This is a genomic window from Bartonella sp. CL436QHHD, from assembly GCF_042195105.1.
GTDB lineage: Bacteria > Pseudomonadota > Alphaproteobacteria > Rhizobiales > Rhizobiaceae > Bartonella.
In genome coordinates, this window is the sequence record NZ_JBHINR010000044.1 from 51,982 (window position 1) to 73,462 (window position 21,481).

The following is a 21,481-nucleotide window of genomic DNA, read 5'->3' on the forward strand; positions in this document are numbered from 1 at the left end:
CTGTAGGATTCTCTCATTTTAAATCTGTTTATGTTGAATCAATCAAAACCACTATTTGCACATAACAAGTGGGATGAGTGTGTGGATCAAATTTGTATAAGAAAGGATTAAAAATGGCTCTTATGAACCGTCTTAATGCAAGGGCTGTCGCAACACCCACGAGCTGGCAAATATAATGATGGTGCCGGCTTGTTACTTCATAAGCGTAAAGATGGAGGTGCTCAATGGATTTACCGTTGTACCATTCACGGATTGTTTGTGAGACTAAAGCCAGAGAAGGCACTAGAAACAAAACACGTTTGCCTTTCCCAGCTATTGTTTCTGCTATCTTAAGGCTTGTGAAAGTCTTGCCCGTCCCACATGCCATAATCAGCTTGCCACGGTCTGCTTCTTTTAACCCTTCACAGACTTTCTTGATGGCTTCTTCTTGATGGGGACGAGGCTCTTTTGTTGACTTAAGAAGAACTTCTTTTTTGGTTGCATAGATTTGCCAATCTATCCGACTGTTTTCCATATGACGAAGGTCAATGCGATAAACGGGTATCGCTTGTCCTTTAATCATGGCATTCACATTGTCACTTAATTCCACTTCCGTGCTGTCAACGAGAAGACGATATTTAAAGATGTCTTTCCCAGATGCTGCGATAAAGCTATCAATATCCTTTTTACTAATCTGATGATCTGCTTTTAACACTTACATTGAACAGCCACATAGCCTTCTTGATGACGAAGCTTAGCCACCAAATCAATGCCGATATCATTTTTATTCCAACCTTCACGCTCGTTAGCCCATTCATAATAGGTTTCAACCGTTTCATAGCGTCCATAATGAAGAGGGTCTTTCATCAAATAAGCTATGACAAGATTTTCGAACAGTGTTCCTAATTCACGGGGTGATTTTGCTTGTTGACGATAATATTCTAACAAAGAGCGTAAAGTGACATGTTCATTATTAGACTTAATAGATTGAAGCATAAATAATAGACTTCATGGCAATATATTCTATTGATTAATTCTCTTCAAAGTAATCAAAATAGAGTTTATTAAATTGATTCAAACCAAATATCGAGTGCAAAATGAATTAAAGTCATTCCAAAGCGGATAATTTTTTCAAAAAGTTTTTTTAAAGGTACTTATCCATAGCCTATGAGAGAGATCAGATCAGCAAAATAGTGAAATTTGCTGTTCGTTTCACGTGTTAATCAAGACACATTCGATATGTGTTTTAAAACATCAGAATTAGTATTTTGATAGGTTTTAAGAGGCATTAAAATAATCTATTTTGTCAGTTCAATTTACTGACACATCACTGACAAATATATATTATTGATTGAATTTATGGGTTGTGTCTTAATAAGGGCTGTATCATTAAAATACTAACATATTGAAATATAATGTTTTTAATTTTTTCTCATTTTAAAAAAATAATATAGGAGCTAGAATGAACTGACAAGACTGACAAAACTCTTCTGATAAGGTCACTCAGATCATTTTTGGGGAGAAAAGTTCCTTGATGAGAATGCCGTAAAAAGAGTTTTGCGTGGTTGTCTTAAAGACTTCAAAAGAGGTTTTTTATTGTTTTATGCTGTTGTTTTTAACCAAAGGATGCCATTCATACCGTCTATCAGGGCGCCGACCTAATTCATTCCCCTCTATAGGAAATTCACGAATATAGTTACAACGACATAAAAGCTCTAAAGCTTGCTTAACGGTTTGATTATCTTTTTAAGAACTCCAACATCGTCTATAGATATCTCTTGCCGTAAAAACATCGGGTAAAAGATCACAGCGCTCTACAATCAATTTTGCACGCTCTGCTGTTACCTTATCCCCCGCCGCATAAAGTCTTTTGACATGGCTTAACAGATATTTTTCCCAACGCAAGGCTGTTGTAATGGCATAGAGTTCAATTTCAAAACGACCACTATCAAGAAGTTCAAAAATCAACGCAAGGCTTGCTATGGTCTTTGGCATTTTTAAAAGATGCGATTGTAAGCTTTCAGAAAGGTTATTCTCTTTAGCTTTTTTAAAAATCTTTTGCATCCACTCACGAAAGATCTCTTGAGCATCAGCAGAAAAACGCATGACAAGCGGGTGTTCAAGAGAACCAAGGGGTTTATATCATAATGAAAACGTATTATGCTAAGAGGAGATGCCAAATTCTCAAAGGAGAAGTGCAATGCACCTTTACGAGTTTTTTGGACTTCATGATTTTTTGTACAACATTATGCCCCCCAAGATTATGTGCCCTTAAGCAGCTACAGTCGTTGATACAATATCCTCAGCAAGCATTTGTTCATCTTGCACATATATTTTTAGTATTTTTAATAAAATTTTTTGGAAGATTTCTTGGTACGGCACGCGATACATCAGTGCTAACGTTCTCTTAAAAAACACACAGATAATTAATCAGCTTCAAAAAACAACCTTACCAATGAAGTACTAGCTAGAGGGTTGCATGCACAACGCAATAATGGCGCACTGATTCCCACAAGCGTGCTTCACATATTGTACGCATAGCCTGTACAGAGTCTACCGCTCCTAAATACTCAGACGTAATGCTACTGGATCGTACAGTGACCGCAGTTGCACCCTTAAACACCGGTTCCTACCATATCATAATGCTTGACAAAAGCATCATGCCATCATAGCAACGGCTTTGCGTAGGGGTTCCACAACATAGTTCTAAAAATTGTTGACGCATTGCCAAGCTAACAGTTTTCTTGCCCACCTATGCCAATGAGACCATCACTATCCTCTTTTTGAATCGTAAAACAAAATGATTTCCCATGAGCGATAAACCATCTGCTCAAAGTCCAGCTAGCTCAAACTCATAGCATTCTAAACCTTTAGGCTCGCTCTTCCCCCAAGGGGGCATAGTCAGATATATCACTTCCCTCACCTATTCACGCGCTGGGATAAAAAAATCTGAAACTACGAGGCAACGCTGCATTTGTATGCAGCGTTTTTGTTAGGAATAAGCTTCTATTGAGATAGTTCTAATGGGAAGCACCCACAGCTAATGGTATAGGGATTAATTTGGATTCTTTCGAAATGCTATATATAAATTTAATGTGCCGCCCCACAACACACCACCAGTAAACCCACTTAAAAGACCAAAAAGAAGGTTAAAATCAAATGCATATTTCAAATCAGGTACAACCTTGAGAAAAACAATCAATGTGAATTTGATGACAAAAGCGATAAGAATAAATGTCAGCGTCAACGGCGTACCAGGCAGAATAATGAAATCCGTTCCCTCTTTGATTTTTAAACGCGCAGTAGCACGCCAGAGCAACCAGCCAACGCCAAAGCCGATCATCAGCCCTGCCAACATTGCGATTGCTCCCCAGCGTGGGAAGGCCAGCTGGTTAATCACATCGCTTGCGCCCAAAAAAAGAAAGACTAACGGCAAGAGAAAAAGGCGGTAAACCTTCGTTTCCCTATCTTTCAATGCGATTATTCCCCTCGCAATGAGAAAAATAAGCAAAATCCAAGCCCATAAAGGGGTTCCGGTCAGAATGTTAAACAATGACATATTATGCTCCATGATGTTTGATGCGATAAAAATATTGCATGATGTTAGGAAGATATTTAGAAAAAAGAATACCAGTACAAATTAAACCCATAGTGATTAACCAAATCTGGGGGGTCCATGTAAAAAAAGCCACTAGAAGACCATTGGCAAAAAAGATGATTACCCAAATCCATGTAATATATTTATTGATGAGATAAAATAGGATATGTTTGCGTTTTTCTTCAGAAACACCAGCACTGGCGTAAAAAATGGTAAAGGGTTTCTTTACCAGCAAGCTAATCAATGAAACCAGAGCAAGTGACAGATAGCAAAAAACTGTGGGGTAGTTCAGTAAAAGTGTAGACCATCCAGCGAAATAATTAACAAACAGGACAATAACTGTCAGAATGTTAGTAATCATCACGGGTTCTCCCTGCCGGACAATTTTAATATTCACAGCAATAATGAACAATAAAATCACAGTTAAGATGAGAGAGCGTTCGACCAGAGTTAAAAAGTTTCCATTGATAACCCAGGAGTAAATACTCCACGGAATAAAAGAGATTATTATGTTAAACATGGCGCATCCTCCTTTTTATATTTGATAGAAAACTTACCGCAAGTGCTTCGTTTTTTAGTTTCCGTATGAATATAAAAAACGCCACCCGGTTCATACTCTGTATCCTGTTTAATGGTCAACTGATAGGTATCTCCCGGATAAACTGCTTCAATGAACTTTACTTTTTTCAGCGCAACAGATGCGATATTTTTCGTCCTACCCTGCATGGCTAAAGCCAGAACCATCTCAATCAATAGTGAACCAGGACATACGGCGCGGGAGGGGAAATGTTCCTCAAAAAGCGGGTGATGCGCATTAAAGGAAAAAGTACAAGAATCTCCGGTTACGGAGGAAATCTTACATAAATCGCCTAGTAATGGAAGAGCGACTTTCTGAGAACACGAGCCAAGGAAGCAGACCTTACTGACCATGATGATTGCCTGCGCAATAACGGCCTTTCCATTGTCATATGTGCTAGCCTTACAGTGAATACGATAGGCCTCATTAATGCGTTCAATATGTCCTTCAACGCATAACCGATCGCTATCAAAATGGGTGGTAGAGAAAAACTGTTCAACCATAACAGGGAGATAGCGATAAGTGAGATCCGAGTTTTTAGCCACCATGGTGGCGAATCGAACTGAAAACTGATGCAAGGCTTCGAGTAACAAGCCCTGTTTCAAATAGTTATGGGCTAACTCCCAGTGAGAAATATCGATTTGCCCGCAAGCACGCATCGGTGCGGTTAAGGTAATACTCTGACATATACCCAAGAAATTTGGCTCGGTGTGATGCTTTATAGCCATAATTGGGAGACCTTTTTATATTTTTCTCTTAAATCCTTTGATGATAAACTGAAGGAATGAGTGCTAAACCGCGCTTGATAGTGCGCGAGAAGTATAGGCATACGACAAACGAAAAAAGCCAACAATCCCAGCTCAGGAGAAGCCCGATGTTTGCTCATGATGCTTGCAATTAGAAAATCGACATTGGGTTGCAGTCCTGTATTGTCCGAAATAGATCGCACAAGCGAACTGAAGGGGCACATAGGCACCTGAAAGCGTGAAAAAAAGAAATAAACACGGACATCCCATTGCATAATCGGGTGACCAAACCTTGGCCAGGGTTTGTCTTTGCAATAATGCGTTACCGCCGCCTCAAGATTCCCGGCTTCAATCTCATTGAGGACACTAGAAAGTCGCATGATAGCATATTTGCAGGCTCTCATATGCACGGAGCCAATGGCACAAAACCCACCGATTAGTGCAGAAATGACGTCGCTCTTGGTACTGATAATAAATCTTACCATGGTGGTTGTGGGTGTCACAGTACCAAACCCGCCCAGCAGTAGAGACATGCACCCGCAAAGCACATTAATATCCCAGTCGGAAGAAGCTTCCTTGCTAGTTAATACTAACCAAAAAGCAAGCTCCAAGGTATTGCAATTTTCGATCGCCGGCAAATCGGAAAACTGTTGGGAAGAGCACGCCAATGCAATAATCCACGGCATCAGCAAGATAATTTTAAGACAACCACCGTCGCTTACGGGAGCCATGACCTTACCCTGAGCCGCCGAAACCTCAACTTGCGATAATAACATCATAAATCGCTGCGTTAAACTCAAAGATGGCAATACATTGATCAGTTGATGCATCGCCTGCAGTTTGGCTGTAGGGTTCGTCTTTTGCAGTTCGGCGTTAGCATTCTGAATCAGCCGATCCATCTGTTCTTCATTAAGAAGGTTGCCGGTCAGTACAAACCATGCGTTCTGCAAATAGCGGTTTTCATCGGCAATATCAATCAAATTACATCCACGAATAAACAATGCGTTATTATCTAAACCATAATTATCAATAACATCATCTGACATGATTTACTCCTGCTGCTCCGGTGACACGCTATAAAACCTGATGTTGACATTTATCGTATGCGAATTCCCTGATACAATTTCATTACACAAATTATCAAGTTGCATTACAGGACTCCCTTGCGTCATAAACTAGCAGGCATTTCCCTCTGGGTGAGAAAAGCAAAGTGCTATATTCGACGAGGGTGAGATTAATACGCCCGCGCTTTTTCATATAGGCTTCATAAATATCCGGCAAATGATAGATTTCCTCAGTTAGTTCGGACAAATCAAGGTTGTGAAATACTTCGCAGCAGATTTTAATATCCATAATCTCTTGTCTATCCGCGGATAAAGACAATACAATTTGAACAATCACATCGGGCAACCTTCGATTAATAATTTTGAATATTTTTTCATGGCTAATCAAATTTCCCATGAAATTAAAATCAACAGCATTGCGTTTAATACCTTCAAAATAGAGATCACCATTTTCAACGGATAATGTGCCCATATCGCCCACGGAGTATCTGATAAGTTTGCGCGAGGCATCGGGATCCAGCGATGTCACTAGCAGTCCTCTCTTATCTTCATATTCAAAGAAGAAATCATCGCTGAAGAGCAGGTACCGATTAAGCCGCCCTTCGGCGGACATACCAATGAAACCGCACTCCGACAAACCATATAAACCAATTATCCGCAGATCGGCGCCCAGCATCTCGCGCAGATAGTTTTCATGCACGCTCAGCATCGATTCACCAGTAAAGACCACTTTTTTAATTGCCAGTGGAACCCCAAGGCTGAGCATGGCTTCAACGAACTGAACGATGGTGCTGGGCACACCAAACAGTACCGAGAGCCGTATTTCAGCCAGAAACTCGAAATGACTCTTCAGCAGCAGAGCAATATCGCCAACCGGCACAACATGTGCACGGCAATTTTTTAAAATTTCACACGCCAAGTAGTGTAAAGATGAAAACAGATTAATCGTAAACAGGTTGCCAACAACATCCCCTGGGGAAAAAACCTGCCGCGCGCGCAGGTTACGAATTAAATTGCGCTCTGATGAGCTGATCCCTTCCTTACAGAATTTTAAACGAACGTTGGCCATTTTCATCGCCCCAGTGATGCCACTTGTAGCACTAATCAGCATCGGTAAGTGTTCACCCGCAGAGTCCACTTGAGTCAAAGAACCACTATCACCAGTGGTCGAATAAACGCGTGTACTTATCCTAACCAAATCGCGGAAAGCAATGTAATCGAGTGCATGGCAGCCAGTTATTGCCGTTATACGTGGTTGCATTTTTGCATACATTTCAGCACAGAAATAATCCATGATAACTCAGACCTTTTTAATGAAAATTTCACAGCCCAGAGCTGCTAGACCTTCTCCACGTCTCACTGTCCAGCTCATCTCACTAAGATCGCAGCCATATAAAAAATCGGTGATACCGGCTAATGTAAATTTTTCTTCTGTGGACATAGCTGCCACACCGCATTCACGACGTGATTGGCTAAAAACACCCAGTGCTGTTTCTTCTGCATCAGCTAGGGGTTCATGGATGATAATACGACCGCCGCGATCTAAAACACGGCACAACTCCTGTAATCCTTTTTTAGGTTCAGCCCAGTGATGAATTACGGAACGGGCATAAATCATTGAAAAGGAGTTACCGGGAAACGGTAAATTGCTGACGCTGGCTTCAATGATGTTGAATGCATGCTGGTATTTTAACTCGGTACATTTTTTAACACAGAGTTGAATTGGTCAATCAAAACAAGTTTACCTTCCAGAAGCTTCTGAAAAATCGCTATCCCTATTTCCACTTCCCAGTCTTTAGCTTGTGGGAAGTATGTAAAATAAAGGGGACCATAATCATTGTCAGCAAACTGGACAGCATAACACGCAGCATCATCGGATGTGTTAAAAATGCCATTTTAGAACATACGCCTGTTGCCATCAGAACCAACTTGTAAATGCTGGCTGCTCATCTTCAGCTTTTAAAAAGTGATACAGAGTAATATATTCTCCATCACTGTCTTTATATAGGTTCTCCATTTTCATCAGTTAAATAGAGGACATTGCCATTTTCATCATGCTCAACCTCACCTACTGGATGCTCTTTGACATTTGTCATTTCGCGCACTTTGTCCCAGTATCCAAGACCTTCATCCGATAAATCATTGATCATGTCTAAGCGATTATGAACGATGCCCTCAAGCAATATGGCATCTATCGGTGCGACAGCCCTGGTGGACTGCTGCGGTGTTGTGGTTGAGAGAGAGAGCCAATGATTTGTCCAGCATCTTGCCCCATCGCCCTCTGTCCAGTTGTATCAGTGAGGATGATGGTGCACCGCTGATAGCGGATTTGTATATCCTTCCGCTCCATCACGGGCTTTGCCGTGACTTAAAGCATTTTTGGCAATGTTTTTTATCGTGTCATTCCCAGAAATGCTAAACCCTTGGCTGCTAGCTTGAGCATGTGCACTGTTGGTTATATCACTGGTGCTTATGCTTCCTGTGATCAAGTTGTTTTTGTCTGCCGGTGCGCTGATGACAATGATACCTCCCGTTAGGGTCGTTTTGTCTTTAACAATGATATTAAAGCCGCCATCACCGGTTTTGATGCCTGATTGCTCCACAACACTATGATAATCGCTAGAGGATTTATCCTTTTGGAAAGAGGCGCTCATGGAGCCCCCACCCATTTACTAAGGAAATTAAATGTGTGTAACATCAAAAATATCATCATACAGCCTGCTAAAGATGAGAGCTTTATTTTTTTACCATTGGCTATGAAAGAAAATCCTCTGAGGACTATCTCAATCAACTGATCAAAAATAATATTAAACTTTTGTGTGATGTTCGTAAAAATTCAATAAGTAGAAACCTCGGATTTTCGAAAAGACAATTAGAGAAAGCTGTAAGCAACATTGATATTGAATATATGCATATGCCTGAACTTGGAATTGCTTCTGAAAAACGAAGAAATTTGAAAACACAAAAAGATTATGACCGCCTTTTTGAAGATTATCAAAATACAACTCTCAAGAATAATTCTTGTGCAATAAACAAATTATATCAAATTTTTTTAAAAAAGCGCGTTGCAATCACCTGTTTTGAAGCCAATGTATACATGTGTCATAGAGGACAACTCGCATTAGCTCTCACTCAATTGTCTGATTGGAAATATGAAATTAAGCACATTTTAAAAAATAAACTTACAAACTTTTTACATATGGGGCATTTACAACCTCTAGCCCTCTCCCCATTCCTAACAACTTTTAAATAATGCATGATTCACGCTACAGGTGGATTGTACGCAAATCAAGGAAATAAACCATGGAAAATAAATATGAACTGACTGATGAAATAACTGAGGTTGATGGAAAAACTCTTCACCGAATTCGTGCTTTAAGGGATTTTGATGCTGTTAAAGCAGGTGATCTTGGCGGGCTTTATACAAAAAAAAGACAACCTAAGTCATGATGGTAATTGCTGGGTAGGTGATGATGCAAAAGTCTATGGTTATGCCAAGGTTTTTGGTGATGCTTATATCGATAACATTTCTGATATTTATGAAAACGCATGTGTTTTTGCCAATGCACAAGTTTCCGGTGCTACATTTATTAGTGGAAAAGCTAAAATTTATAGAAATGCTAAAATTTATGACAGTCCTTTGATTTCCATCAGAGCAAATATACACTGGCTATTAAATAAGTGCAAAATGGCATCTCCAAGAAAATAACCAGACTTACAAAAGGCTCTTTCAATTGGTTATTGCATCAGTATTTACAAAGCATGCAATGGCATAATCAATCAGAATCTACTCAAAAAGTTAAATATCGAATTCTGAATAATGTTTCTAAACATATTGCTGATCGTGCATATAAAAGTATAGAAAGACACCATATCCTTGACGCCGTAGACAGAAGGCGACATACTCTCGCAGCAGCAAAACATTTTTTGACCTCTTTAAACGGTCTCTTTAATTGGGCGGTTGATAATGCCCTTTTAAATAAAAATCCTGCCTTTAATATAAAAGCACCAAAATCTCTTAACAACGAGGAATTACTGCCTTGGCTAGAATAGGACATAGACAAATATTATCACCGTTGGTCACATGGTACACATGAACGCGTCTGGATTAACCTTCTTCTTTATACGGGCTTGTTTTACCAGAACTAGAGGCAACCCTTAAAATTGGTCCCATAGGTGATGAAACATTCTTTTGTGGTAAAGGTGGAAATAAGCTTATCCAAGAAAGTTTTGGCAACCTCTTTCGTGAAGCATGTAATGCGGCGGGTATTAAAAAATCAGCGCACGGATTGCAAAAATTAGCAGCAAAACATACTGCCAATGCTGGTGCTACGGTTTCACAAATGAAAGCGCTTTTTGGTTGGACCAAAGATAAAATGGCATCCCTTATACAAAGAGTGCAGACCGTAAAAACTTTCCCTTGAAGCAATCAAAAAGCTCCAAAAAAGTTAGCCTCACAAAGCACCGCTTAACAAACTAAATTGCTATCAAAATTATTAACGAAATCAAAGCGGCGTTTGAGATGTATCAGAAACCAGAGGAGAAATAGGTGGTTGTGCCTGTTGCATTGTTTGCCATAAATTATAGTTTGTTTGCATATCCAACCAAAATTTTGCTTTACTAAAACCAGCTAATTCTAATTTAACAGCAAGCTCGGTACTTATAGAAGCATGTCCGTTAATCACTCTTGATAAAGAAGCTCTTGTCATATGGACATGATCAGCTAATTTTTGTATTGTTATCCCCATTTCTTCTAAGAAAGCTACTTTCAGAACTTTACCCGGATGTGCGGGGTTGTGCATCATTTTTTTTCATTCCTTTCATCAATGGTAATCTTGATAATCAACAAGCTCCACATCTGTTCCTATAAAGCGAAAAGTAGCACGCCAATTTCCATTCACCCATATAGAACAGTACTCTATAAGTTCACCTTTAAGATGGTGCATTTTAAAGGCAGGCTCTCTCAACATTTCAAGCGTAGTAGTACTTGTTAAAGCCGTTAAGATAACGCGAATTTTTTTACATGATCTGGTCAAATAGCTTTTGTGGAGCCTGTTGTACAAAATAATTTTAAGCCCTTATGTTTAAAACTCACAATTGCCATTACCGCCCCTTGTCGTATATCATCGCTATACGGTTAATAACAAATAAGAGTTAAGCCCATGTTAGAAATATCTGATTCTATATCTGGAAAAAATAGATAGGAATAAGTGATAAAAAAGCTTCAAAAAGGTTAGGGATAGACACTCAAAAAACATAATAGAATCAATGATTATAAAACCCCTTACTCTTGTAATAAGTCACTGATTTTAATTACCTTTTTTACACTCTTTTAGTGGTGCAAAACTATAACGATGTAACCCTATAACTGGTCCATATTTATCAAGAGCTGTACGATGCGCTAGCGTTGCATAACCTACATGCTTCTCTAAACCATACCCTTTATAAACTTGTCCTGCACATTCCATCATCCGATCACGCGTTACTTTCGCAATAATAGATGCGGCTGCAATTGAAACTGAACGCTGATCGCCCTTAATCAACGCCATTGCAGGACAAGACAACTCAGAAGGAATATCACGCCCATCAACCAGGACATAGTGGGCTGGAATGGCTAATCCTATAATACAGCGACGCATTGCTTCTAAAGTTGCTTTTCTAATATTAGATTGATCAATTGTACGAGCACAAAGACTGGCGACTGAAACCGCTAATGCACTTTGCAAAATTTCATGATAAAGTCTATTTCGTTGGAAAAAAGAAAGTTTTTTTGAATCATTTAACCCATTAGGAATACGATCTCTATCCAAGATAACGGCTGCTGTTACCACAGGTCCAGCGAGAGGCCCCCGTCCTACTTCATCAACACCTGCTATATGAAAAAAACCCTGTTTTTGCAAATCCAATTCGCACGAAAAATTTGGTTGAAGCGGCAAATTAAACATCTTTGATAAATCACACATATAACAAACATACATCTATTTCTGTAGCCTGATCATTTTTTGCAAGCATTACAGTTTTAAATGGCTCTTCAAATATTCTGCGAACTCTTACACAAAAGATAAAAAACACATTTCTTTGGTTCCCCTCTTTCATTATGTATAATAAAATCATGATGAAATAAAAGCTTTTATATTTATTTATCAAATATTTCCTAAAGTCATGATAGGTTTTACAAACCAATTTGGGTGCATTGATTTGATAAAAAGAGCTGCTTGTTGCGCCGTTTGTTTATTTTTAAAAATGCCAAAGCAAGTTGCTCCCGTTCCAGACATACGGGAAAAAAGAGCCCCACATTCATCTAATATAGATAATACTTCAGCTAACTGAGGTGCTATTTTTAATGCAGGAGAAAAAAGATCATTACGCGTTTCTTGTAAAGCTTTAACCAATGAATCAACACTTTTTAAAGCGTCTGTATTAATTTTTAAAGAAGGATTATGACGCTTCTCTAACGCTTTAAAAACAGTTGGTGTTGAAATCTCTTGTCCATGATTAACCAATACTATTGCAAGAGAACAGGCTCCTTTTATTTGTATCATCTCTTGACCAATTCCTTTGACCAAAAGCGGCTGCTGATATTCTAATGCACAAAGGCACATGGGAACATCAGCACCAAGAACTAAGCTCTTTTTTGCTAATTCTTCGTAAGGGCAATCAAGATTCCACTGTTGACGCAACATGCTGATAACCCCAGCTGCATCACCTGAGCCGCCACCAATGCCTGAAGCAACAGGTAATGTTTTTACAAGCCGAAAAAAAGCAGGTTGAGCACATTCCGGAAAAGTCTTATGCATAAAGTCCCGTGCGCGAATAACCAAATTGTCTAAATGAGAAACAAGTCCTTTTGCAAACGGCCCCGTCAAAACAAACTGATTATTTTCACAAGGTGCATAGTGTAGACAATCACCGCTAAGACTAAAATAAACCAAACTTTCTATTAAATGATACCCATCAGCACGTTGCCCCACAACATGTAGAGCTAAATTCAATTTAATAGGTGTAAATAAATAGGAATGTCTTTGGAACGAAGCTTGTACATTTGGCATCATATGACGTAATATTAACCTGTATAGGGTTCTTTTACAAATTCCCCCCTTTTATCCACACTTTTAGCACTAGCCCTATAAACAGCTTGGAATATTCTTAATCGTTTTCTAAAAAACAATAAATATAAAGAGTTCTCATACAAAACAAACGACATGTTCTCATTCGTATCATTTCAAGCCTTTTTTCTTCTAGCATCTGTTTTTAGATAAAAATCTCTCTGGCTTGAATGATCCTTTCCATCACAAACCATAACGCTGCCAAAGTGCTCGCTCTTCTGCTGCCATCAATGCACTATCAATGACTGTATAAACCGTATGTGCCGTCACTCCTGAAGGCGTTTTAGGTCCTAAAAAACTTTTTGGAGGCGTAATAAGTCGAAGTTTTGTATCATTACCAAAGCGCTCTTTAATAACAGAACGTACATCATTCAATCCATCAACAAGACCAAGCTCAACGCTTTGTTTTCCACTCCAAAACATTCCTGTAAAGAGATTCGAATCATCTGATAATTTTTCAGCACGCCGTTCTTTAACCAAATCGATAAAAGTTTGATGCACTTCAAGTTGGAGAGATTTCAAATGCTCAATATCCGCCTTTTTTTCTGGCTGAAATGGATCTAATGTAACTTTGTTCTTTCCTGCTGTGTAGACACGCCGTTCGATACCAATTTTTTTCAAAAGTTCCGGAAAACCAAAGGAAGCTGAAACCACTCCAATGGAACCAACAATTGAAGAAGGATCTGCAAAAATTTCATCCCCCGCACAAGCAATCATATAACCACCGGATGCTGCAATATCTTCAATAAACACAAGAACCTTTTTATTTTTTTCTTCTGCCAAATCACGAATACGCTTGAAGATAAAACGCGACTGTACAGGTGAACCACCAGGAGAATTAATAATAAGTGCAACAGCCGGTGACTTTTTGTGTCCGAAAGCCTTCTCTAAAAGATTTGCACACCTACTGAGGGAAAGAGTACGAGATATAGACGCTGATGAATCCATAATTGCTCCTTGAAGGCGCACCACAGGAATTTCAAGTTTATCGGAAGAAAAACGGCGTGGAATAAAACTTTTAATAAAATCCATCAAAACAAAATCTCCTTATAAATTAAGAACAATTAAATAGGAAAGGACAACAAAAAGGAAGAACGCGATAATATCCAAAAGCGCCAATCAATCCCCACATTACAAGCAGAAATATAACTTCACCCAAAGTCAAACCTCCCTAATAACAAAGTTTGGACTCTAAATAATAAACTAAAAAACACAAGATACTATTAGAAAAGTTCCCACAAGCTTATATATCCATTATTAATTGCATCAACCCGTGATGAAAAAGTATGGTCATTACCTTCATGTATAATCAATGCCGGCAAAACAGATAAAGCTGCTCTGCTTCCTCGTTTTGCGTAAAATAAAAGACGAATTGCTGCTGTTTTCGCACGTGCATGCACAGGAATTATACAAATACCACCAAAACGTCCTTCTAAAGCACGCAAGATATCTTTCAGCGATTGTGGACGCGCAATGAGCCCTAAGTATCCACCTGGCTTAACAATGGCTGCTGCACTCCGCAACCAGTTATCAAACATCGCTTCAGACATAACATGTGCTTCAGATTTTTGTTTATCAGGTGTCTTACGATCGGTGGGATTATTAAAAGGTGGATTCATAATCGCAAAATCAAAGCTATTATCTATCAAACCTGCTCTTATACGGGCATTCCCTTTGAAGGTAACATCTGCTTCTAGCAAACAAATTCGGCTAGCAAATTGTTTATTTTGTTTTAGCATAAGCGTTTTTTGAGCGTAAGATACCATAAAAGCTGAACGTTCAACTAAGGTAACATGAACTTTCAGACAACGCGAAGCAACAGCCAACCCTGCAGCTCCAGCACCTGCCCCTAAATCAACAACCTTGCCCTTTAAATCACTTGGAACCAAACTAGCTAATAACATCGCATCCATTCCAGAACGATGACCATATTTATGGGGTTGAACCAAATAAAATTTTCCGCGGTGAAAACTGTCAATTGTTTCACCAATTTGATTCGCTGCTTTATTCATTTAAAAGCCTAATGTTCATCTTTATAAACTGCATTTTTGCCATTCAGCTGCTATTTTAAATTTTTTATTATTTCATAACAATAAGATTACACTCGCTAAAGAACATTTCTTGCCAATAACATTCCAAGCTAACACTTTTAAACGACATCAAAAGCTTGAGTCAAAACCAAACCCCCTTTATGCTAATGAATAAAGTAATTTTTATATATGTCCATTGCAATACTCTAGGAGTAAACACATTGAGTGCAGCTATCAAACTAAAACAAATAAGAAATAATCAAATTTCTCTTCAATCTCTTGTCAATCTTACTCAAAAAGATATGGATTGCGTAAATCAATTTATTCTCTCTATGGCAAAATCAGAGGTTGAGATGATCCCTGAAATTTCTAACCATCTTATTTCATCAGGTGGAAAGCGATTACGCCCAATGATTACGCTCGCTTCTGCTCATATGTTCGGTTATCAAAGTAACGGGCATATAAAACTCGCGACAGCTGTTGAATTTATGCACACAGCAACATTACTACACGATGATGTGATTGACGAAAGTAATTTACGACGTGGAAAATCTACAGCACGGATGATTTGGGGGAATCAAGCAAGTGTACTTGTTGGTGATTTCCTATTGGGCCAGGCCTTTAAAATGATGGTCGATGTCGGTTCCATAGAAGCGCTCTCTGTCCTAGCCAACGCTGCTGCAATTATTGCTGAAGGAGAAGTTATGCAACTTTCTGCCGCAAAAAATATAAAAACCAGCCCTTCAGAATATCTCAAAATCATCAATGCAAAAACAGCAGCACTTTTTTCAGCAGCCGCTGAAGTAGGACCCATTATTGCTGGCTATGGAAATAACGAGCGTTCTTCATTACGTGAATATGGAACATCCTTAGGTTTAGCTTTCCAATTAATTGATGATGCACTTGACTATAGCGGTAGTGCTCAAAACTTAGGAAAAAATATAGGGGATGATTTTAGAGAAGGAAAAATCACAATGCCTGTTATTCTCGCATATGAGCGTGGGAATATGGTAGAAAAAGATTTCTGGAAAAAAGCGCTTGAAGATGGCAATAATAATGATGAATCCTTTGCACACGCGCAACACTTAATGGAAAAGTATGATAGTATCACAGATACAATAGAACAAGCACGCATCTATGGAAAATATGCAATTGATGCTCTTGTTCCCATGAATGAAAATCTTGCTTACAATGCTCTCGTTGAGACTGTTGAATTTTGTATTTCACGCGTAAACTGAATTCTTTGCAAGAATCGCAGTATTTCTCAACAAAGTAATGAGATATGATCTATAAACAACACCATCAATTGATTATCTTGAAAAGGATTAGCTCCATGTGCTCTGCAACGGTATCTCGACTTTTTGCCCTTTTTATCGTGGGTATCATGCTGATGCCATCCCCCACCTACAGTAAAATAAGTGCAGCAACTCATACAAGCTCATTTACAGGTGCTTATTTAGCTGGAAGGGTTGCAAATCATGAAAATAAAACAGAACTTGCTATCAATTATTTTAAACAAGCACTGGTTTATCAACCTGATAACATTGAAACACAAAAAGAGCTCCTTGAAGCTATGCTCTCGGTCGGAAACTTTAAAGAAGCTGTCCAACAAGCCCAAAAACTCAAAGAGAACGATGTTATAACTCCCTTTGTTTCCTTAACTTTGTCAGTAGAAAGTCTCATCAAAAAAGACTATAAGAATGCCAAGACTCTTCTCCAATTAAAAGAACTTCCTACGTCCAATAATCCAATACCTGAACTCATCGGCGCTTGGATTACATTTGGATCTGGACAAAAATCTCAAGCAATCGCTGATCTTAAGAAACTCAAAGGTCCTGTCTGGTATGACCTTTTTATATCTTATCATCTAGCACTTATGAGCGACCTTGCAGAACGGCCAAAGGATGCAAAAAAATATTTCATTAAAGCACTGAGTAACAAACAGGGAACTCTTATCGCTCCTAATACTTATGAGCGTATTATCATAGCCTATGCCTCATTCCAATTGCGCCATAGTATGCGCAACCAAGCTCTTCAAACAATCCAGCATGGCGAACAAATGTTGTCAGGTCGCGAAGTCCTTAAAAACTTTCGAGAAAAAATTGAAAAAAATGCTTTCTTAGAGAGAGTTATTAAAACACCTCAACAAGGAGCAGCCGAGGTATTATATAATTTTGGAACAGCCCTCAACTACAAAAACTCAGGGCGAATTGCACGTATTTTTAAGCAATTATCTTTCGCATTATACCCTCAAAATGACGCAACACTGTTTCAGCTCGCACACATTTCTGCTAAATTGAACGATCCACATCAAGCAATTAAACTTTATCGCGCTTTATCCCCTAAATCTCCTTATTATAAAGATGGACAACTTCATCTTGCATTCCTTCTTGCCAATAACAACAATTACAAAGAAGCAATAAAATTACTCACATTGTTAAATAAAAAATTTCCCAATGATCGTAATATTTTGATAACGCTCGTTGCTTTTTATATGCAGGACAATAAATTTCTTGAGGCCATTAAAACTCTAGACTACGCTATTACAAAGATAAAAAACTTTCAGCAGGACGATTGGAAACTCTTTTATCAACGTGGTATTGCTTTTGAACGTTTAAAGCAATGGCCAAAAGCAGAAATTGACTTGCGAAAATCACTTGAATTTTTCCCAAACCAACCGCAAGTTCTTAATTATTTAGCCTATTCCCTTGTGGAACGTGGTGAGAAGCTTGAAGAATCGCTCCGTATGCTGCAAAAAGCTTCTGCTTTGCAAGCTCACAACAGTCATATTCTCGATTCTTTAGGATGGGCTTATTATAAACTAAAAGAATATAATAAAGCAGTGCAAATATTAGAAAATGCTGTCAGATTACAACCTGAGGACCCAACACTGAATGATCATTTAGGGGATGCCTATTGGAAAGTTGGACGTAAACGTGAAGCAATCTTTCAATGGAACCACGCAATTGACGGAAAACCAGAAAATTCTGAACAAATTCAAGAAAAGTTGAAATTTGGTTTGCAATAAATGATGCTTAACCATAAACCACATGAAATAATAAATAGAGAAACTAAAATTACTTTGGTTTTTTGTTTAGTCCAATATAAAGAGTATAAAGCGTGAAACTGCCTGAACATCTTAACCCCAAACGTTCTTTTCAGGGACTAATCTTAACTTTGCAAAATTATTGGGCACACTATGGATGTGCAATTTTGCAACCTTACGATATGGAAGTCGGAGCTGGGACTTTTCATCCAGCAACAACATTACGCTCTCTAGGTCCACGCCCTTGGAAAGTTGCTTATGTCCAACCCTCTCGACGTCCAACAGATGGCCGATATGGTAAGAATCCAAATCGTTTACAACACTATTATCAATTCCAAGTGCTTCTCAAACCCTCTCCGCTCAATCTACAAGAACTTTATATAAAGTCGCTACAAGCTATCGGGCTTGATACAAAACTGCATGATATTCGCTTTGTTGAAGATGATTGGGAAAGTCCCACTCTTGGTGCTTGGGGGCTCGGATGGGAATGCTGGTGCGATGGAATGGAAGTCTCTCAGTTTACTTATTTTCAACAAGTGTGCGGCATTGAATGCGCTCCAGTTTCAGGGGAACTCACATACGGTCTTGAGCGTCTAGCGATGTATATCCAAGGGGTTGATAACGTCTATGACCTTAACTTTAATGGTTTGGAGGGAGACAACAAAATAAGTTATAGAGATATTTTTTTACAGGCAGAACAGGAATACTCATATTATAATTTTGAATTTGCTGATACAAAACTGCTCCATCAGCACTTTATCGATGCAGAACGCGAATGCAGCGCACTTCTTGATGCTGGAAAACCAAATAAAGAAAATGTATTCCATCGCTGTGTTTTTCCTGCCTATGATCAATGTATTAAAGCGAGCCATATCTTTAACCTTTTGCAAGCACGTGGCGTTATTTCTGTAACCGAACGACAAAATTACATTCTTCGCGTTCGTAATCTCGCGCGCCGTTGTGGGGAAGCCTTCTTACTCACAGAAGCTGGACAAATATACACTGGAGAAGCCTAATGTCTGATCTTCTTCTTGAACTTTTCAGTGAAGAAATCCCCGCACGTATGCAACGAAAAGCTGCTGCTGATCTTAAAAAATCTGTTACAGATCAACTTGTGAATGCTGGATTGATCTATGAAGCTGCTCGTGAATATTGGACACCTCGTCGGCTAACATTGGACATACGCGGACTTTCCACACGCTCAAAAGATATCCATGAAGAACGCAAAGGTCCCAGTATAAAATCACCACAGCATGTAATTGATGGTTTTCTACGTGCAACAGGATTAAACGATATTTCTGAAGCGCATATTGGACATGATGATAAAAAAGGTCATTTTTATATTGCTAAAATTGTTAAAAAAGGTCGAGCAGCAGAAGAAATTATTGCCGATATTTTACCGGATATTATCCGCAACTTTCCGTGGCCGAAATCTATGCGTTGGGGAAAAGATTCAGCACAAAGTGGTACTTTGAAGTGGATTCGACCTTTACAAAACATTCTTTGTATTTTCGGACCAGAAATTGGTGAAACACATGTTATTCCATTTACAATTGGTTCTCTTAAAAGCAATAATTTAACTTATGGTCATCGTTTCTTAAGTGATGGAAAGCCATTTCAAGTGCGCCGCTTTGATGATTATGTTACTCAACTTGAAACTCATAAAGTCATTCTGGATGCCGAGAGACGAAAGAATATTATTTTAGCTGATGCCCAAAATCTCTGCTTTGCAAACGGTTTAGAACTGGTTCAAGATAATCCTCTCCTAGAAGAAGTTGCTGGTCTTGTTGAATGGCCTGTTATCCTGATGGGTGATTTTGAAAAATCATTCCTTGATATTCCTCCAGAAATTATTCGCTTGACCATTCGAGCCAATCAAAAATGTTTTGTCACCCGTAAACAAGGAGAAAACGTAAAACTTTCTCATCATTTTATTCTCGTTTCTAATATTCTTGCAAATGATGAAGGCAAAGAAATTTCGAAAGGAAATAGTAAGGTTGTCCGTGCCCGTCTTTCCGATGCACTTCATTTTTGGCAAACTGATCAGCGTGATTTGCCTGATCTTCAACAATTGGAATCTTCTATAAAAAAATTTGAACTTGATATAAAAAAACCTCTCGATCAAAGAATGGCGCGACTTGATCATTTGAATGTAACTTTTCATGCTAAATTGGGTACGCAAGGTGCAAGGGTAGAACGCATTGCTACACTCGCACAAGAAATTGCCCCTTTGATACAAACAGATCCTCTTTTAGCAAAACGTGCAGCCATCCTTGCAAAAGCTGATTTGCAAACAGAAATTGTCGGAGAATTTCCTGAACTACAAGGTGTTATGGGGAAAAAATACGCCCTTCTTCAAGGGGAAAATCCTCGCGTAGCTGTAGCAATCGAAGACCATTATAAACCTCAAGGTCCAACAGATCGTCTTCCACAAGAACCACTTGCTATAACCGTTATGCTCGCCGACAAAATTGACATGCTCGTTGGCTTTTGGCTCATTAATGAAAAACCAACCGGCTCAAAAGATCCCTATGCGTTAAGACGAGCAGCATTGGGAATTATTAGGCTTGTACTTTCGCGAGATTGGAAAATCAATCTTATGCCACTGTTTCAGTTAGCAACGAATCTTTTCTTACAACAAAAAAACAAACATGAAATCTCTCAAAGAGAAAATTCACAATTGCAGAATCTGCTTCCAGAAAAAACAGAATATATTTTATCAGATCTGTTATTCTTTTTTCATGACCGTTTGAAAATCTATCTAAAAGAGGAAGGCGCTCGTTACGATGCCCTTGAAGCCGTTTTAAATAAAGATTCTGATGATTTTTTATTGGTTGCACGTCGTGTCGAATCGCTTATCGCTTTTATCAATACCCATGATGGAATGAACTTTGTAGCCTCTGTAAAACGTACTGCCAATATTCTTGAAAATGAATTTCAAAAAAGCACAACAATAGCGAATGAAATTAATCCTGAGCTCTTTATCGAGAAAGAAGAAAAGCAGCTCTATCATGCAATCTGTGAAGTAGAAAGAAAGGTTCTTGCTCCCATCAATGCAACAAATTTATCATTTGCACTCAGTGTGCTAGCGCCACTTGGAAAATTGATTGATATATTTTTTGAAAAAGTATTGGTGAATGATAAAAAACCTGATGTTCGTGCTAACCGTCTTGCTCTTCTCAAACGCACTCACATTGTTACACAATCAGTTGCAGACTTCTCAAAACTTGTCATTTAAAATCAAAGAGCCTATTAACTGGTAAAAACAATAAAGATAAATTTTTCTTTTTTATGACTTTTATTAATTAATACTGAGAAAATTATGCAACCAAAGA

21 protein-coding genes and 5 pseudogenes are annotated in these 21,481 nt (G+C 38.6%); 9 read left to right on the plus strand and 17 right to left on the minus strand.

The window, feature by feature from the left end; translation table 11 throughout:
• Nucleotides 1-113 precede the first annotated feature (113 nt).
• Nucleotides 114-252 (plus strand): annotated as a pseudogene (locus ACFIKN_RS06330) (DUF4102 domain-containing protein); the annotation flags it as partial.
• Here the strand turns inward: ACFIKN_RS06330 and ACFIKN_RS06335 are convergent.
• The 11 genes and pseudogenes from ACFIKN_RS06335 to ACFIKN_RS06385 form a co-directional block, all read right to left on the minus strand.
• Nucleotides 242-975, minus strand: a pseudogene (locus tag ACFIKN_RS06335) (DEAD/DEAH box helicase family protein); the annotation flags it as partial. The pseudogenes ACFIKN_RS06330 and ACFIKN_RS06335 sit on opposite strands and share 11 nt — an antisense overlap.
• 597 nt (nucleotides 976-1,572) lie before the next feature.
• Nucleotides 1,573-2,118, minus strand: a pseudogene (locus ACFIKN_RS06340) (DUF3987 domain-containing protein); the annotation flags it as partial.
• Between the two features lie 328 nt (nucleotides 2,119-2,446).
• Nucleotides 2,447-2,602 carry a hypothetical protein gene (locus ACFIKN_RS06345; RefSeq protein WP_375658093.1) on the minus strand — a complete coding sequence of 52 codons (156 nt, stop codon included), beginning with the start codon at nucleotides 2,600-2,602 and terminating at the stop codon, nucleotides 2,447-2,449.
• A gap of 432 nt (nucleotides 2,603-3,034) precedes the next feature.
• A complete protein-coding gene (locus tag ACFIKN_RS06350; protein WP_074380593.1) occupies nucleotides 3,035-3,538 on the minus strand; it encodes a DUF6622 family protein in 504 nt (167 codons plus the stop codon).
• Nucleotide 3,539: 1 nt separating this feature from the next.
• Nucleotides 3,540-4,097, minus strand: coding sequence for a hypothetical protein (locus tag ACFIKN_RS06355; protein ID WP_375641074.1), 558 nt, complete (start codon nucleotides 4,095-4,097; stop codon nucleotides 3,540-3,542).
• On the minus strand, nucleotides 4,085-4,882 hold the full coding sequence (locus ACFIKN_RS06360) for a beta-hydroxyacyl-ACP dehydratase (protein WP_375658094.1): 798 nt from the start codon (nucleotides 4,880-4,882) through the stop codon (nucleotides 4,085-4,087). The genes ACFIKN_RS06355 and ACFIKN_RS06360 overlap by 13 nt, the downstream gene beginning before the upstream one ends.
• Nucleotides 4,873-5,946, minus strand: a complete 1,074-nt coding sequence (locus tag ACFIKN_RS06365; protein ID WP_375658095.1) for a citrate/2-methylcitrate synthase — start codon at nucleotides 5,944-5,946, stop codon at nucleotides 4,873-4,875. The genes ACFIKN_RS06360 and ACFIKN_RS06365 overlap by 10 nt, the downstream gene beginning before the upstream one ends.
• A gap of 94 nt (nucleotides 5,947-6,040) precedes the next feature.
• The gene (locus ACFIKN_RS06370; RefSeq protein ID WP_375658096.1) at nucleotides 6,041-7,258 is read right to left on the minus strand and encodes a hypothetical protein; all 1,218 of its coding nucleotides are present in this window, start codon (nucleotides 7,256-7,258) and stop codon (nucleotides 6,041-6,043) included.
• 6 nt (nucleotides 7,259-7,264) lie between these two features.
• Nucleotides 7,265-7,687, minus strand: a complete 423-nt coding sequence (locus ACFIKN_RS06375) for a class I SAM-dependent methyltransferase (protein WP_375658123.1) — start codon at nucleotides 7,685-7,687, stop codon at nucleotides 7,265-7,267.
• A gap of 277 nt (nucleotides 7,688-7,964) precedes the next feature.
• Nucleotides 7,965-8,147, minus strand: coding sequence for a hypothetical protein (locus ACFIKN_RS06380; RefSeq protein ID WP_273790410.1), 183 nt, complete (start codon nucleotides 8,145-8,147; stop codon nucleotides 7,965-7,967).
• 111 nt (nucleotides 8,148-8,258) lie between these two features.
• Nucleotides 8,259-8,618 (minus strand): hypothetical protein, encoded by a 360-nt coding sequence (locus tag ACFIKN_RS06385; protein ID WP_375658097.1) that lies wholly within the window; start codon nucleotides 8,616-8,618, stop codon nucleotides 8,259-8,261.
• Between the two features lie 161 nt (nucleotides 8,619-8,779).
• Between ACFIKN_RS06385 and ACFIKN_RS06390 the strand changes: the two genes are divergently transcribed.
• From ACFIKN_RS06390 to ACFIKN_RS06405, 4 genes and pseudogenes are all read left to right on the plus strand, one after another.
• Nucleotides 8,780-9,217: a DUF488 family protein gene (locus ACFIKN_RS06390; RefSeq protein WP_375658098.1), complete on the plus strand. Its 438-nt coding sequence runs from the start codon at nucleotides 8,780-8,782 to the stop codon at nucleotides 9,215-9,217.
• A 50-nt stretch (nucleotides 9,218-9,267) separates the two neighbouring features.
• On the plus strand, nucleotides 9,268-9,414 hold the full coding sequence (locus tag ACFIKN_RS06395) for a hypothetical protein (protein ID WP_375658099.1): 147 nt from the start codon (nucleotides 9,268-9,270) through the stop codon (nucleotides 9,412-9,414).
• Entirely contained in the window at nucleotides 9,374-9,673 is a 300-nt protein-coding gene (locus tag ACFIKN_RS06400) for a hypothetical protein (protein WP_375637538.1), read from the plus strand. Before ACFIKN_RS06395 ends, ACFIKN_RS06400 begins: the two co-directional genes overlap by 41 nt.
• A pseudogene (locus tag ACFIKN_RS06405) lies at nucleotides 9,625-10,416 on the plus strand (tyrosine-type recombinase/integrase); the annotation flags it as partial. The gene ACFIKN_RS06400 and the pseudogene ACFIKN_RS06405, both read left to right, overlap by 49 nt.
• Before the next feature lie 53 nt (nucleotides 10,417-10,469).
• Here the strand turns inward: ACFIKN_RS06405 and ACFIKN_RS06410 are convergent.
• From ACFIKN_RS06410 to ACFIKN_RS06435, 6 genes and pseudogenes are all read right to left on the minus strand, one after another.
• Nucleotides 10,470-10,769: a HigA family addiction module antitoxin gene (locus ACFIKN_RS06410; RefSeq protein ID WP_273790446.1), complete on the minus strand. Its 300-nt coding sequence runs from the start codon at nucleotides 10,767-10,769 to the stop codon at nucleotides 10,470-10,472.
• Between the two features lie 18 nt (nucleotides 10,770-10,787).
• Nucleotides 10,788-11,068, minus strand: a pseudogene (locus tag ACFIKN_RS06415) (type II toxin-antitoxin system RelE/ParE family toxin).
• Nucleotides 11,069-11,273: 205 nt separating this feature from the next.
• The gene (locus tag ACFIKN_RS06420) at nucleotides 11,274-11,942 is read right to left on the minus strand and encodes a ribonuclease HII (protein WP_375658100.1); all 669 of its coding nucleotides are present in this window, start codon (nucleotides 11,940-11,942) and stop codon (nucleotides 11,274-11,276) included.
• 165 nt (nucleotides 11,943-12,107) lie between these two features.
• Complete coding sequence (locus tag ACFIKN_RS06425) at nucleotides 12,108-13,016, minus strand: 4-(cytidine 5'-diphospho)-2-C-methyl-D-erythritol kinase (protein WP_273790406.1); 909 nt, start codon at nucleotides 13,014-13,016, stop codon at nucleotides 12,108-12,110.
• A gap of 237 nt (nucleotides 13,017-13,253) precedes the next feature.
• Complete coding sequence (locus tag ACFIKN_RS06430; protein WP_375658101.1) at nucleotides 13,254-14,102, minus strand: S49 family peptidase; 849 nt, start codon at nucleotides 14,100-14,102, stop codon at nucleotides 13,254-13,256.
• Nucleotides 14,103-14,293: 191 nt separating this feature from the next.
• Nucleotides 14,294-15,082, minus strand: coding sequence for a tRNA1(Val) (adenine(37)-N6)-methyltransferase (locus tag ACFIKN_RS06435; RefSeq protein WP_375658102.1), 789 nt, complete (start codon nucleotides 15,080-15,082; stop codon nucleotides 14,294-14,296).
• A gap of 179 nt (nucleotides 15,083-15,261) precedes the next feature.
• Between ACFIKN_RS06435 and ACFIKN_RS06440 the strand changes: the two genes are divergently transcribed.
• From ACFIKN_RS06440 to glyS, 4 genes are all read left to right on the plus strand, one after another.
• On the plus strand, nucleotides 15,262-16,338 hold the full coding sequence (locus ACFIKN_RS06440) for a polyprenyl synthetase family protein (protein ID WP_375658103.1): 1,077 nt from the start codon (nucleotides 15,262-15,264) through the stop codon (nucleotides 16,336-16,338).
• A 95-nt stretch (nucleotides 16,339-16,433) separates the two neighbouring features.
• Nucleotides 16,434-18,128, plus strand: coding sequence for a tetratricopeptide repeat protein (locus ACFIKN_RS06445; protein WP_273790402.1), 1,695 nt, complete (start codon nucleotides 16,434-16,436; stop codon nucleotides 18,126-18,128).
• A 92-nt stretch (nucleotides 18,129-18,220) separates the two neighbouring features.
• Nucleotides 18,221-19,162 carry a glycine--tRNA ligase subunit alpha gene (locus ACFIKN_RS06450; protein ID WP_375631019.1) on the plus strand — a complete coding sequence of 314 codons (942 nt, stop codon included), beginning with the start codon at nucleotides 18,221-18,223 and terminating at the stop codon, nucleotides 19,160-19,162.
• The gene (gene glyS, locus ACFIKN_RS06455; RefSeq protein WP_375637512.1) at nucleotides 19,162-21,384 is read left to right on the plus strand and encodes a glycine--tRNA ligase subunit beta; all 2,223 of its coding nucleotides are present in this window, start codon (nucleotides 19,162-19,164) and stop codon (nucleotides 21,382-21,384) included. The genes ACFIKN_RS06450 and glyS overlap by 1 nt, the downstream gene beginning before the upstream one ends.
• Nucleotides 21,385-21,481 lie beyond the last annotated feature (97 nt).